A 12624-nucleotide genomic window follows, 5' to 3' on the forward strand; every position below is an offset into this window, starting at 1 on the left:
TACTGCTGCGCGCGCTCGGCGTGGTGCGCAGATCCAGATTTGGGTTCAGCGGGCGGTTCGGGTCGTTGGCATTATTGGGGTCGTACGTCATGGTACTTTCTCCTCTTTCGGTGACAGAAGAATGCCGAAGTGGGCATTTTGTTCCGTTCTGGGCCGAAGCGCTTGTGCTGATTGGGTTTTCAAACTCATTATTCTCGCTTTACTGGCGCTCCGAGCATTCGCGGGCTTTGCCGTTCACTCCTCATCTGCTTGCGGTCGACCGGCAGAGACCCGGTGGTCGAGCTGCCGGTCGATCGTATGCGGTGGTGGATGGCGGGCCGCCGGTGCGGACAGCAAGCCGCGATGGCGCAATGCGCTTGACACCACCGGGTCTGTTTGCGAAAGATTTCTGCATGGGGTCGCGATCACCCCACGAGGCGTCATGCTGAAGAATCGCGTCCAGTAAAACCGATCAACGGAGGGACGCGTCATGCCGTCATTTCTCGAAATTTCTCCCGACAAGCTCAACCGCCTCATTGGAACCCCCGGTGCGCCTTGCATTATCGACGTTCGCACCGAGGAGGACTTCGCGCTCGATCCGCGCCTGGTGCCTAGCTCGATCCGGCGGGGCCATGCCGAGATCGGATCCTGGGCGGGCAGCGTCGATGCCGATTCCGTCGTCGTGGTCTGCCAGAAGGGCAGCAAACTCAGCCATGGCGTCGCCGCCCACCTGCGCCATGCCGGGATCGACGCCGAGAGCCTCGAAGGCGGCTTCGAAGCCTGGATTGCCGGCGGACTGGCGGTGCCTGACGCCAAGCTGCCACGCCGCGACGCCGAGGGGCGCACCGTCTGGGTGACGCGGGCGCGGCCGAAGATCGACCGCATCGCCTGTCCCTGGCTGATCCGGCGCTTCGTCGATCCGAGCGCCGTATTCCTGTTCGTGCCGGCGCCTGAGGTTTTAGCCGTCAGCGAGCGCTTCGGGGCGGTGCCCTTCGATATCGATGACGTGTTCTGGAGCCATCGCGGCGAACTCTGCACCTTTGATGTCATGGTCGAGGAGTTCGGGCTGGCATCGGAGCCGCTCCTGCGCCTGGCGCGGATCGTCAGGGCAGCGGATACCGCAAGGCTCGACCTCGCGCCCGAGGCGGCGGGCCTGCTGGCCGCCTCGCTCGGCCTCTCCAGGATGTATTCCGACGATCTGGAACAGCTCGAGGCCGGGATGCTTCTCTACGACGCCTTCTTCCGCTGGTGCCGCGATGCGACCGAGGAAACCCACAACTGGCCGGCGCCGAAGAAGAGAGCATGAGATGGTCGAGATGACGGATAATGCGCCCAGTGGCAAAATGGCGGAGGAAGACGCGGGAGAGGGGCATCATCACGGCGTCTCGTTTGGCGATGCTTTCAGGGTGTGGCTGCGCGTCGCCGCCCTGAGTTTCGGCGGCCCCGCCGGCCAGATTGCCCTCATGCACCGGATCATCGTCGACGAGAAGCGATGGATCGGTGAGCACCGTTTTCTGCATGCGCTGAACTATTGCATGCTGCTTCCCGGACCCGAGGCGCAGCAGCTCGCCATCTATATCGGCTGGCTGATGCATCGGACAGTGGGCGGTCTCGTCGCCGGCCTGCTGTTCGTACTGCCTGGGTTCCTGTCGATCCTCTGTCTCAGTTATATCTACGCGGCTTACGGCAACGTCGGCATTGTCGCCGGCCTGTTCTTCGGGTTGAAGGCGGCGGTGCTTGCCGTCGTCGTGCAGGCCGTCATCCGTATCGGTGGCCGTGCGCTCAAGAATCGCGTCATGGTCGGAATCGCGGCCGCGGCCTTCATCGCCATCTTCTTTCTCCATGTGCAGTTCCCGCTGATCGTGCTCGCGGCCGGCATTGCCGGCTTCCTCGGCGGCAGGTTCGGGCTTGCCGCCTTTCAGACGGGCGGCGGCCACAAGGCCGGAAGCGGCCCGGTGCTGTCGGATGCCGAGTCGGCGCTCGGCGAAGGCATACCGGCGCATGCGCGCCCGAATCTCGCCTGGTCGCTGCGCATCTCGGCCGTGCTGCTTGCCCTCTGGCTCGCTCCGCTCGCGGCGCTCTACGCAACCTTCGGTGCTGACAACGTCTTTACCGAAATCGGCCTTTTCTTCAGCAAAATGGCGGTCGTCACCTTCGGCGGGGCCTATGCCGTGCTTGCCTATGTCGCACAGGAGGCCGTGCAGCATTTCGGCTGGCTGAAACCCGGCGAGATGCTGGATGGTCTCGGCATGGCCGAGACGACGCCGGGGCCGCTGATCATGGTCGTCCAGTTCGTCGGCTTCATGGGTGCCTACCGGGACCCGGGAGCGCTGGACCCGATGCTTGCTGCAACGCTTGCGGCAATACTGACGAGCTGGGTCACCTTCGTTCCCTGTTTCCTCTGGATCTTCCTCGGCGCGCCGTTCATCGAAAAACTGCGCGGCAACATTGCGCTCGCCGGCGCGATGTCGGCCATAACAGCGGCTGTAGTCGGGGTCATCCTCAACCTCGCTATCTGGTTTGCCCTGCACACGCTGTTTGCCGAGGTTGCGACCGTCCAGCTTGGCGGCTTGCGGCTCGATATTCCCGTGCTGCAATCGGCCGTGCCGGCGGCAATGGCGCTGTCTGCCGCCGCGGCGATAGCGATCTTCCGCTTCAAGACTTCCGTCATCGCGACGCTGCTAGCCTGCGCAGCCGCGGGAATGCTCTGGACGCTGTGGCGGTGAACTAGAGCCTTTCCTTGGCTCTAGGCCTCCGCCCCATCCGCGGGAATGCGCGTCGCGAGCATCTTGTCGATACGCATGCCGTCCATGTCGAGCACTTCGAAGCGCCAGTTGTCGAAGACGAAGGTTTCGCCGGCTTCGGGGATGTGCTGGAGTTGATGCAGCGCGAAGCCTGCCAGCGTATGGAAATCGGCATCCGGACGATCGCGCAGGCCGAGCCGTTCGAAGGCGTCGAAGGCCGGCATCATCGCATCGATCAAGAGCGACCCGTCTTCCCTGACGACGATATCGGGCTCTTCGTTGGATCCCGGCAGGTCGCCGGCGATGGCTTCGAGCAGGTCGGTCTGGGTGACGATGCCTTCGAGGCTGCCATATTCATCGATGACGATGGCGAGGCGAACGGGTGAGGCCTTGAAACTGTCGAGTACGCGGACGACCGAGGCGCCTTCATGCAGCACCAGCGGCTGTTTGATCACCTCCATCGGCCGGACCTTGCCGCCGTCGAGAACCTGGTCGAGAAGATCCTTCTTCAACACCATGCCGATTGGCTCGTCGATCGAGCCCCGGGCGACCAGCAATTGTTCGTGGCTGCATTCGCGGATGGTCTTCAGGATTTCAGCCTCGCTGTCGTCGGCGTCGAACCACTCGATATCGAGACGCGGCGTCATGATGTCGGAAATCGGCCTTTCGCCGATGTTGAAAACCCGCTCGACGAGCTGCTGCTGCACCTGGTTGAGAAGGCCGGCCTCCTGGCTCTCGGCAACCAGCAGCTTGAGCTCCTGCGGCGAATGGAACGACGATTCTCCGGTTCCGGCGCGAAGACCTACACCCCGCAGCACCATGTTGCCCATGCCGTTCAGGACAAAGATCGCCGGCTTGAACAGCACCAGGAACAGACCGAGTGGACGCACCACGGCAAGCGAAGTGGCCTCGCTGCGCTGAAGCGCCAGGCTCTTCGGCGCGAGCTCGCCGAGCACGATATGAAGTGCTGTGATAATGACGAAGGCGATGACGACGGCAACAGTATGCGCGCCCGCCGTCGCCCATTGCCCAGGCAGCCATGATAACAGCGGCTCGATCAGGTGGGCAAGCGCCGGTTCTCCAACCCAGCCGAGGGCGAGCGACGAGATGGTGATGCCGAGCTGGGTGGCTGCAAGGTTGGAGTCGAGATTGTCGACGGCGCGCTGAAGTGCCGATGCGTTCATGCGGCCTGCCGCAGCGAGTTCGGCGACGCGGCTACGCCTGACCGACACCAGGGCGAATTCGGCGGCAACGAAGAAGCCATTGGCGGCGACAAGAAGAAACACGGCTAGTATCCCAACATAGTCGGAGAGCCCGCCGGCGGAATCGGACATGTTTTCCCTGCCTTCGAATTGATTGGAATCCGAAACTACACACTCGCACACCGGTGGCAAGGCGTTCCGGCTAGTCCTGGGGCGAGAGATGCCGAAGCCGGGGCTGCCGTAATCGGAAATACTGCGTCGGTTTGCGATGCTGGCCGCAAAATGCGTGGCAAACCGCATGACCGGGATCATGCGTGCGGTTCACCGATGCGAAGCGTAAAACGCGTGGTGAACCGCATGACCGACGTCCGCCCCATTCACCTCTTGGGCGCTTCGAAGAGTTCGATCGGGTTTCCGGCCGGATCATCGAGCAGGATCTGCTTGCCGCCGATGCCCTGCACGATCTCGTTGCGGAAGCGCGCACCGGCTTGGCGCAGTGCGGTGACTTTCGCCTCTAGGTCTCCGACCTCGATCTGGATGCGATTCCATCCGCCAGGCTCCGGCTTTCGCCCGTCGGGCATTGCTTGAGATGCTCCGCCCGGTCCCGTCATGCCGCTGACGAACAGACGAAAACCGTCCCTGGTCAGGATGGCGAAACTCGGTGCGGGACGAAGCGCGACGGAGAAGCCGAGATGTCTCGTGTAGAATTCCACCGCGGCGTCGACGTCGTCGACGATGTAGCGCATGCTGATACCGGGCATGTTTTCCTCCATTGTGGTCTTCGTTGTCTTGATCTGATCGTCCCCTCACCGGATATGCAGAATTCTCCTGTGCCCAGGATACGTCGCTTCGAAACTCGATTATGCGCCCGTTTCAAGTTTTTTTATGCATCTCGTTATGCCAAATCGCTGAGCACCTGCCGCCGCCAGCAGCAGGACATCGCTCCGCGACGGTGCCTTCCAGGCGATGAGCACCGGGGGCGTCGCCCAGCCTCATCCTCAGATGCTCCGCAAATATCTTTTCTTCGGTCATGCCTCGAGGTGCTGCCAAGGGACGAAACTGGCCGTCCGCGCCGATGCCTCGCCGATGGCGGCAGAATATTCGGCACAGTGTGTAAGTCTAATCTAAAATATAAGATTCTGCCTGTAGCTACCGGATTTCATTACAAAAGGTTAATTTTTATTTCAGTTTCGGTTCATCTTTTCGGCCCTAGTTTGGTCACGTGCCCAACACGAGGAACACCACATGAAAAAGATTCTTGCAGCTCTTCTTTCCGCCTCCTTCCTTCTTTCCCCGATGGTTGTTTCCCAGGCCAGCGCCGACGATCATCGCCGTCCGCCTGTCGTCGTGCAGAAGAATGTGGTGGTCAAGAAGACGGTCGTCCGGTCGCACTGGAAGAGGGGATACCGCGTCAATGCCAGCGAGCGTCGCCGGTTCTCCGATGTCAACGACTACCGCCGCTACCGGCTGGCGCCTCCGCCCCGCGGCTATCGCTGGGTCAGGGCAGATAACGAATACCTGCTGATCGGCGTCACCAGCGGCGTCATCTCCAGCATTATTGCCGGCCGCTGATCGGTCGATAAGTCAAGAAGGGGCGGCTTCGACCGCCTTTTTGACTCCGGGGCGGCAAGCGCCTCCGTCTCGGATAAGATCGTCGCTTTCTGTCCTCGCTCATTCCTGTGCTCGTCACAGCAATCCAGCCACGGCGCGTCTGCGCCGTGAATGTTTCCTCTGAACGAAGTGGTCTCCCGCGCCCAAGGACTTGGGCGCACTGGATTCCTGTGACGAGCACAGGAATGAGGGAGGGTGAGGGGACGTTCACGCCAGACTCGCGGCGTCGGTTATGATCACTTAGTCCTGCCGACGCAAAGCTATCACCCGTTCAGCAATGATGCCGAGAAAGCCTCTTGGTCTTCCGACTTCAGCGTCGGTATCCTCCTCATGCGCAAGCGGATGAAGCCCTTCGATCGGCGGCAGCGGCTCGCATTCGGTACAGACGCAGAGATGGCGTTTGATTGCCTTCGCCTTCATGCCGCCTGCCTGTTCCAGCTGGCGAAAGGATCGGGCAGGTCGCGCCAGCGCTCGGGCGCGAAGGCGTCTGCCCTGATAAGACAGGCGTCGAGTTCCTTCCTGATCCAGGCTTCGTCCATCGGATCGGCACCGATGAAGACGATTTCCTGGCGGCGGTCGCCCCAGACGGGGTCGAGATAAGGGCCGATGGCGCGCATGAAGGCCGGTTCCTGAGGCCATTGTTCGCGGGGTACGGCCGCCCACCAGAGACCCATCTTGCCGGTGCGCACGATCGCGCCCGCCTGGCTGATCTCGCCGACATGGTGCGGGCGCGTCGCCAGCCAGAAGAAGCCCTTGGCGCGCACCACGCCTGGCCATGTCCGATCGAGGAAGGCCTGCAGCTTTGCCGGATGGAAGGGCCGCTTCTCGCGATAGACGAAGGAGCGAATGCCATATTCCTCGGTCTCCGGCACGTGATCGCGGAAACCGTGCAGTTCCTTATACCAGAGCGGATGGGTCTCGGCCTTGTCGATATCGAAGCGGCCGGTGCCGAGCACGTCTTTCAAGGCGACTTTGCCGAAATCCGCCTCGATCAGCTTCGCATCCGGGTTGAGGCCGGTGATGATCTTGCGCGCGGCGTCGCTCTCTTCCTTGGTTGCCGTGCCGATCTTGTTCAGCACCACGACGTCGGCGAATTCGATCTGTTCGACCAGCAGGTCGACGATGGTTCTGTTGTCGCCGTCGCCGGCCGTTTCTCCCCGGTCGGCGAGGAAATCGGCCGAGGCATAATCGGCAAGAAGATTGGCGGCGTCGACGACGGTTACCATGGTGTCGAGCCTTGCGACGTCGGAAAGGCTTTGGCCATTCTCGTCGCGAAATTCGAAGGTGGTGGCGACGGGCAGGGGCTCGGCGATGCCGGTCGATTCGATCAAGAGGTAGTCGAAGCGGCCCTGATCGGCGAGCTGGCGCACCTCCTTCAGCAGATCGTCGCGCAGCGTGCAGCAGATGCAGCCATTGGTCATCTCGACGAGCTGTTCCTCGGTGCGGGAGAGATTGGCGCCGCCGTCGCGCACCAGGGCGGCATCGATATTCACCTCGCTCATGTCGTTGACGATAACCGCGACGCGTAAGCCTTCGCGATTGCTCAGCACGTGGTTGAGCAGCGTCGTCTTGCCTGCGCCGAGGAAGCCTGAAAGCACAGTAACGGGAAGTCTGTTGTTCATGGAAACCTCATCAGAGTCTTAATGTTATATCATTACATTTGAGGAGCCAAAAAAAGGCGGAACGGGGTTGTCCGCCTTTTCCGCCTCAGCTCTCCGTGGAGCGTCGCGTGTCCGGCAGGACGCGCGGAGCAGCGCATGAGAGTCATGCGCCGGAGAGGCAGTCCTTCATGCTGTTGGCGATGCCGCGCATGAGGTTGAAGTAGAGATCGGGACCGGCCTTCAGTGTTGCCGCTTCGGGATCGAGCACCCCTGACTTGGCGCGCGTGCCTTCGATGACGACATTGACGAGGCGCGGCTCGAATTGCGGTTCGGCAAAGACGCAGGTGGCGCCGAGTTCGCCGACCTTGCGGTGGATTTCCGAAACACGCTCAGCACCGGGAATGGTTTCCGGGCTGACTGTGATCGAGCCGGAGACGCGGATGCCGTAGCGGTGCTCGAAATACTGGTAGGCGTCGTGGAAGACGATGAAGGGCTTGTCCTTGACGGGCGCGACCAGGCCCTTGATCTCGGTATCGAGCGCATCCAGCCTGTCGTCCAGCGCCTTGGCGTTGCCCTGATAGGTCAGAGCATTGGCGGGATCGGCGGCGACCAGTGTCGTGGTGATCATGGCCGCCATGGCCTTGGCATTCATCGGGTCGAGCCACAGATGTGTGTCGAAGGCGCCGTGGTCGTGGTCATGGTCGTCGTCGTGGTCACTGGCGTGCCCGGGATCAGCATCATGTGCGGCGTCAGCCTTATCATGCTCGTGACCGGAAGCACTTTCGTGCTCCGGGGCGTCATCATGCGGCTCGAAGGCGCCGCCTTCGCGGAAGGGCAGCTTGACGAGACCAGGCGCGTCGTCGAGGGCCGCGATGTTGGCATCCCGGCCCAACGCCTGCAGCGGCTTTTCGAGGAAGGCCTCGAGGCCGGGGCCGACCCAGAAGATCACCTTGGCGTCCTGCAGGGCGCGGGCATTCGATGGCTTTAGAGTGTAGGTATGCGGGGAGGCGGCGCCATCGACGATCAATTCGGGTTCGCCGACACCCTGCATGATTGCCGAAACCAGCGAATGGATCGGCTTGATGGAGGTGACGACCACAGGCGCGTCGGCTGCCTGGATAGCGCCGGCAAAGAACAAAGCGGGGATCGCCAGAGTCGGGATTGCCAAGGTGGCGGGAATTCTAAGGGCCAACGTTTTGAGGGCAGGCCCCAAGGCGCGTTTCATCGGCATGCTCCACTTGATTTGCATATGTTATGTTATTACATCAATTGCGTTATGCTATAACGTGTGCAATAGCAGGACGCAACAGCACTTTCGGAAAATTTGATGCTTTCTCCCGCAAAGATCCCCGCTGGTATCAGAGCCGAGCCGCTGGTTTCGCTTGAAAATGTCGGCGTTCTGCGCAATGGCCGCTGGCTGGTGCGCGGCGTTGATTTTTCCGTTTCGCGCGGCGAGATCGTCACGCTGATCGGGCCGAACGGCTCGGGCAAATCGACCAGCGCCAAGGCGGCGATCGGTGTGTTGAAGCCTGATGAGGGCAGGGTGGAGCGCAAGGCCGGTCTCAAGGTCGGCTATGTCCCGCAGAAGCTGTCGATCGACTGGACGCTGCCGCTTTCGGTGCGCCGGCTGATGACGCTGACCGGACCGCTGCCGGAGCGCGATATGCTCTCGGCGCTCGAATCCGCCGGCATCGCCCATATGCTCGACGCCGAGGTCCAGCACCTTTCCGGCGGCGAGTTCCAGCGGGCGCTGATGGCCCGGGCGATAGCCCGCAAGCCCGATCTGCTGGTGCTCGACGAGCCGGTGCAGGGGGTCGATTTCTCCGGCGAGATCGCCCTCTACGATCTGATCAAGTCGATCCGCAATGCGACGGGCTGCGGCATCCTGCTGATTTCGCACGATCTCCACGTCGTCATGGCCGAGACCGACACGGTCATCTGCCTCAATGGCCATGTCTGCTGCCGCGGCACGCCAGAGTCGGTCAGCCGCAGCCCGGAATATGTGCAGCTGTTCGGCAGCCGGGCGGCGCAGACGCTTGCCGTCTATAGCCATCACCACGATCATACGCACTTGCCGGACGGCCGGGTGCAACATGCCGATGGCACGGTCACTGATCATTGTCACCCCGACGATGGCCATCACGCGCATGAGCATGGGCATGATGGTCATGAACATGGTCACGATCATCCTGACCATGCCCATCCTGACCATGCCCATCCGCACGCGCATGAAGCGGGAGAGCGCCATGCTTGACGATTTCTTCGTGCGCGCCATCCTTGCCGGCGTCGGCCTGGCGCTGACGACGGGGCCGCTCGGCTGCTTCATCATCTGGCGGCGCATGGCTTATTTCGGCGATACGATTGCCCATTCAGCGCTGCTCGGCGTCGCACTGTCACTGCTTTTCGAACTCAACCTGACGCTGGCTGTCTTTGCCGTCGCCGCCCTCGTGTCGGTGCTGCTGCTCTTCCTGCAGAAGCGCCAGGCGCTGTCGGCCGATGCGCTGCTCGGCATCCTCTCGCATGCGACCCTTGCGATCGGCCTCGTCATGGTCGCCTTCATGAGCTGGGTGCGGATCGATCTCATTGCCTTCCTGTTCGGCGATATCCTCGCCGTTTCCACCACCGATATCGCGCTGATCTGGGGCGGCGGGCTGTTCGTGCTCGTGGCGATGGCCTGGCTCTGGCGGCCACTCTTGGCTGCGACCGTCAATGCCGAGCTCGCCGAGGCCGAGGGGCTGAAGCCCGAGCGGGCGCGGCTGTTCTTTATGCTGCTGATGGCCGTCGTCATCGCCATCGCCATGAAGATCGTCGGCATCATGCTGATCACCTCGCTGCTGATTATACCGGCGGCCGCGGCGCGGCGCTTCTCGCCGACGCCGGAGATCATGGCAGTGCTCGCCTCGTTGATCGGGGCGGCGGCCGTCGTCGGCGGGCTGTTCGGCTCGCTCACCTACGACACGCCCTCCGGTCCCTCGATCGTGGTTGCGGCGCTGATCCTTTTCATTCTCAGCCTGCTTCCCGTCAGGCGCCACCGCGCGGTCATGCAAGGACAAGGCTCATGACGACACCGCAATTGACCAAGAACCAGTCGCTGGTCTTCGACGTGCTCGAAAAGGCCGAAGGGCCGCTCAGTGCCTACACCATCCTCGACAAGCTGCGCGACCACGGTTTTCGTGCGCCTCTGCAGGTCTATCGGGCGCTGGAGAAGCTCCTTGAATACGGCGTCGTGCACCGGCTCGAAAGCATCAACTCCTTTGTCGCCTGCGCCCATCCGGGCGATGACTGCCACAGCCACGGCATCGTCGCCTTCGCCATCTGCGAAAGCTGCGGCCAGGTGATGGAGTTCCACGACCATGAGGTCGACCACCGGCTTATGGAATGGGTGCGCGGGCAGAAGTTCAAGCCTGAAAAGACGACGATCGAGATCCGCGGTTTGTGCGAGGCCTGCGCGGCGTGAGCTTCGATCGCCTCGCAGGCTATTGGGATGGCAGAGCCCGCCGGGTCCCGACGGTATTAGACGCGATCACAAAGCGATCGGATTAGTCTGGTTTAGATTCAGAGCCGCCCTTGCCGGCACCGTCATTGCCGCCCTTGCCGGGCGTGCAGGCGAGTTCTCTTGAACTGAAAGTCTCGAGGCGGCATGCTGGCCGCTGGCAAGTGCAAATCCCGGCGCTATCTCTGCCGCAGAACTAAAGCCAGGGGCGATCGCGTGACGAAGACCGAACTCGCGGAGATATACCGCGGCTACATCGCCTGCTTAAACAGGCAGGACTGGCCCGATCTCGGGCAGTTCGTCGGCGACGATGCGGTTCATAACGGCCGGCGGCTCGGGCTGCCGGGTTACGTCGCCATGCTCGAGCGGGACTTCGATGAGATTCCCGATCTTAATTTCACGGTGCTGATGCTGCTTTGCGATCCGCCATACATCGCCTGCCGGCTCGGCTTCGATTGCAGGCCGAAGGCAAAATTCCTCGGCCTCGATGTGAACGGCAGGCGCCTTTCCTTCACTGAGAACGTCATCTACGAATTTCGCGGCGGCAAGATCGTTGAGGTCTGGTCGGTCATCGATAAGGCGGCGATCGAAGCCCAGCTCGCGGGCTCGAATTGATCGCGCGGACGGTTTCCAGTCTGCGTGTCGATCAGATGATGGCGACGCGCTCGCCGAAGGGCGTATCGTCGTCGAAATTCCGGGTGCCGATCCGATCGCTTTCGCCTGACAAGACCGGCTGTTCCGCCTGGTCGCCGGCCTCTTCCCCGTCGTCCGATGCCGCATGCCCGTGCCGCTTTTGCGGATGCTCCTCGTTTTCGACAATCAGATCCGCGTGCGGGATGAGACCACTTGCGGCCTCCTTCTCCACGGCCTTCTTCGTTGCCAGCTGGTCAGCGGTGATCTGCGACTGGCGGGCGGCGACCCAGGCATTGTCGGGTTCTGAGCCGATCGAGGTGCTGGTGCCGACCTTGGTGGGTTCGGACGGAGCGGTGGCGGAGATGGGGTTGATCGCGTCGACCATGATGCTCTCCTGCTGGAACAGGACTATTTTAGGTCCGGTCGGCCTAAAGCCTGAATCCTGTTCTAAATTAAAGAGTTAGAGCATGATGTCATCCGAAAACCGCTTACACTTTTCGGCATCATGCTCATGGCGAACCGGCGAACCAGCCGCCCGCTTCCCGGGATGAAAACGGCGCGGTCTTCGGGCCGATCAGGGAGACATATCGAGCCCGCGCCGAAAAACACAAGGGGACATTGACGTGACTGCCACTTCGGACAATGACGAAATCGGTAGCAGGTTGCGCGAAATTCGACGAAGAATTGTGTGAACAAGGGGGTGCTCGGCGCGTGGTTAATGTAAGAATCGGAAACACTTTGTGACTAAGTGTCTCCAAAAGCTGCGTTTTTTGACTTGCTGCGCGCGAAGACATGACGGATATTGTTTAAACGTTGAGGAAGCCGTCATGATTAGAATGATTGAAAACCCTGCCGAACTGGCTGGCGAAGATATCACCGGCAAATATATTCTCCGGAGGCTGAACTATCACTGGTTCGCCTACGGCAAGGCGGCTATCGTGACCGCCTGCAAGGGAACGATCCTGCAGCTTGAGCGGGAAGAGACGGTCTATTCCGAGCGTTGGGGACGTCGCGCCTATACGGGCGCCGGCAGGCGTTATCCCGGCGGCATCTGTCCGATTTCTGCGGTCGCCTGCGTTTGCGATACGCCTGATGACGTCAATGCCGTCATTCAGCTGGATGTCGAAGCGCAGGACGAATTCTATCAGCTGATCGCCAAGGCCGAGGCCAGGGTTCAGGCTCTTGCCTCATCCTCACGAAACAGCCAGTTTCTCGAAGCCGCCGAGTAAGGCGATTTTTTCAATGAAATCCGCCATGCGCAGCATCCTTCTGCGCGTCTAAGAGGACGCTCGGCGCTGTCATGGAACGGAGAGCGATCATGACGCAGCGGGACACTCGGCCCGGTCACTCATTCGCCGCGG

General features: G+C 61.6%; 14 protein-coding genes. 8 read left to right on the forward strand and 6 right to left on the reverse strand.

Annotated elements, in window-relative coordinates; translation table 11 throughout:
• The first annotated feature begins 469 nt into the window (after positions 1-469).
• Together FY112_RS14960 and chrA are read left to right on the forward strand one after the other, a co-directional pair.
• Positions 470-1285, forward strand: a complete 816-nt coding sequence (locus FY112_RS14960) for a sulfurtransferase/chromate resistance protein (protein WP_072637889.1) — start codon at positions 470-472, stop codon at positions 1283-1285.
• Position 1286: 1 nt separating this feature from the next.
• On the forward strand, positions 1287-2705 hold the full coding sequence (gene chrA, locus FY112_RS14965) for a chromate efflux transporter (protein ID WP_131628438.1): 1419 nt from the start codon (positions 1287-1289) through the stop codon (positions 2703-2705).
• 20 nt (positions 2706-2725) lie between these two features.
• On the opposite strand, the gene FY112_RS14970 is transcribed toward chrA, so the two are convergent.
• The gene (locus tag FY112_RS14970; protein WP_131628437.1) at positions 2726-4057 is read right to left on the reverse strand and encodes a hemolysin family protein; all 1332 of its coding nucleotides are present in this window, start codon (positions 4055-4057) and stop codon (positions 2726-2728) included.
• 245 nt (positions 4058-4302) lie between these two features.
• The gene (locus tag FY112_RS14975) at positions 4303-4686 is read right to left on the reverse strand and encodes a VOC family protein (protein ID WP_012758163.1); all 384 of its coding nucleotides are present in this window, start codon (positions 4684-4686) and stop codon (positions 4303-4305) included.
• 484 nt (positions 4687-5170) lie between these two features.
• Between FY112_RS14975 and FY112_RS14980 the strand changes: the two genes are divergently transcribed.
• Positions 5171-5497 carry an RcnB family protein gene (locus FY112_RS14980; protein WP_131628435.1) on the forward strand — a complete coding sequence of 109 codons (327 nt, stop codon included), beginning with the start codon at positions 5171-5173 and terminating at the stop codon, positions 5495-5497.
• A 279-nt stretch (positions 5498-5776) separates the two neighbouring features.
• Here FY112_RS14980 and FY112_RS37780 read toward each other — a convergent pair whose 3' ends face one another.
• The 3 genes from FY112_RS37780 to FY112_RS14995 all read right to left on the reverse strand — a co-directional run bounded on the left by FY112_RS37780 (position 5777) and on the right by FY112_RS14995 (position 8362).
• A complete protein-coding gene (locus FY112_RS37780) occupies positions 5777-5956 on the reverse strand; it encodes a hypothetical protein (RefSeq protein ID WP_017961158.1) in 180 nt (59 codons plus the stop codon).
• Positions 5953-7158 (reverse strand): zinc metallochaperone GTPase ZigA, encoded by a 1206-nt coding sequence (gene zigA, locus FY112_RS14990; RefSeq protein ID WP_131628434.1) that lies wholly within the window; start codon positions 7156-7158, stop codon positions 5953-5955. The genes FY112_RS37780 and zigA overlap by 4 nt, the downstream gene beginning before the upstream one ends.
• Before the next feature lie 142 nt (positions 7159-7300).
• Positions 7301-8362 carry a zinc ABC transporter substrate-binding protein gene (locus FY112_RS14995; RefSeq protein ID WP_017961156.1) on the reverse strand — a complete coding sequence of 354 codons (1062 nt, stop codon included), beginning with the start codon at positions 8360-8362 and terminating at the stop codon, positions 7301-7303.
• A gap of 102 nt (positions 8363-8464) precedes the next feature.
• Between FY112_RS14995 and FY112_RS15000 the strand changes: the two genes are divergently transcribed.
• The 4 genes from FY112_RS15000 (at position 8465) to FY112_RS15015 (ending at position 11245) form a co-directional block, all read left to right on the forward strand.
• Positions 8465-9391, forward strand: coding sequence for a metal ABC transporter ATP-binding protein (locus FY112_RS15000; RefSeq protein ID WP_151518718.1), 927 nt, complete (start codon positions 8465-8467; stop codon positions 9389-9391).
• Positions 9384-10199, forward strand: coding sequence for a zinc ABC transporter permease subunit ZnuB (gene znuB, locus FY112_RS15005; protein ID WP_018482892.1), 816 nt, complete (start codon positions 9384-9386; stop codon positions 10197-10199). Before FY112_RS15000 ends, znuB begins: the two co-directional genes overlap by 8 nt.
• Positions 10196-10594, forward strand: coding sequence for a Fur family transcriptional regulator (locus FY112_RS15010; RefSeq protein WP_018074265.1), 399 nt, complete (start codon positions 10196-10198; stop codon positions 10592-10594). Before znuB ends, FY112_RS15010 begins: the two co-directional genes overlap by 4 nt.
• Before the next feature lie 252 nt (positions 10595-10846).
• Entirely contained in the window at positions 10847-11245 is a 399-nt protein-coding gene (locus FY112_RS15015; protein ID WP_131710123.1) for an ester cyclase, read from the forward strand.
• A 31-nt stretch (positions 11246-11276) separates the two neighbouring features.
• Here the strand turns inward: FY112_RS15015 and FY112_RS15020 are convergent, their stop codons facing one another.
• Positions 11277-11648 (reverse strand): hypothetical protein, encoded by a 372-nt coding sequence (locus FY112_RS15020; protein WP_017961152.1) that lies wholly within the window; start codon positions 11646-11648, stop codon positions 11277-11279.
• Positions 11649-12090: 442 nt separating this feature from the next.
• Here FY112_RS15020 and FY112_RS15025 point away from each other — a divergent pair, with 442 nt between their 5' ends.
• A complete protein-coding gene (locus tag FY112_RS15025) occupies positions 12091-12492 on the forward strand; it encodes a hypothetical protein (protein WP_032992104.1) in 402 nt (133 codons plus the stop codon).
• Positions 12493-12624 lie beyond the last annotated feature (132 nt).

Source organism: Rhizobium sp. PEPV16, assembly GCF_008919455.1.
GTDB lineage: Bacteria > Pseudomonadota > Alphaproteobacteria > Rhizobiales > Rhizobiaceae > Rhizobium > Rhizobium leguminosarum_Q.

Coding starts and splice junctions, on each gene's coding strand:
- znuB (WP_018482892.1), top strand. CDS start 9,384: ATGCTTGACGATTTCTTCGTGCGCGCCATCCTTGCCGGCGTCGGCCTG.
- FY112_RS15010 (WP_018074265.1), top strand. CDS start 10,196: ATGACGACACCGCAATTGACCAAGAACCAGTCGCTGGTCTTCGACGTG.
- FY112_RS14975 (WP_012758163.1), bottom strand. CDS start 4,686: ATGCCCGGTATCAGCATGCGCTACATCGTCGACGACGTCGACGCCGCG.
- zigA (WP_131628434.1), bottom strand. CDS start 7,158: ATGAACAACAGACTTCCCGTTACTGTGCTTTCAGGCTTCCTCGGCGCA.
- FY112_RS14995 (WP_017961156.1), bottom strand. CDS start 8,362: ATGAAACGCGCCTTGGGGCCTGCCCTCAAAACGTTGGCCCTTAGAATT.
- FY112_RS14970 (WP_131628437.1), bottom strand. CDS start 4,057: ATGTCCGATTCCGCCGGCGGGCTCTCCGACTATGTTGGGATACTAGCC.
- FY112_RS15000 (WP_151518718.1), top strand. CDS start 8,465: ATGCTTTCTCCCGCAAAGATCCCCGCTGGTATCAGAGCCGAGCCGCTG.
- FY112_RS37780 (WP_017961158.1), bottom strand. CDS start 5,956: ATGAAGGCGAAGGCAATCAAACGCCATCTCTGCGTCTGTACCGAATGC.
- FY112_RS15025 (WP_032992104.1), top strand. CDS start 12,091: ATGATTAGAATGATTGAAAACCCTGCCGAACTGGCTGGCGAAGATATC.
- FY112_RS14960 (WP_072637889.1), top strand. CDS start 470: ATGCCGTCATTTCTCGAAATTTCTCCCGACAAGCTCAACCGCCTCATT.
- FY112_RS14980 (WP_131628435.1), top strand. CDS start 5,171: ATGAAAAAGATTCTTGCAGCTCTTCTTTCCGCCTCCTTCCTTCTTTCC.
- chrA (WP_131628438.1), top strand. CDS start 1,287: ATGGTCGAGATGACGGATAATGCGCCCAGTGGCAAAATGGCGGAGGAA.
- FY112_RS15020 (WP_017961152.1), bottom strand. CDS start 11,648: ATGGTCGACGCGATCAACCCCATCTCCGCCACCGCTCCGTCCGAACCC.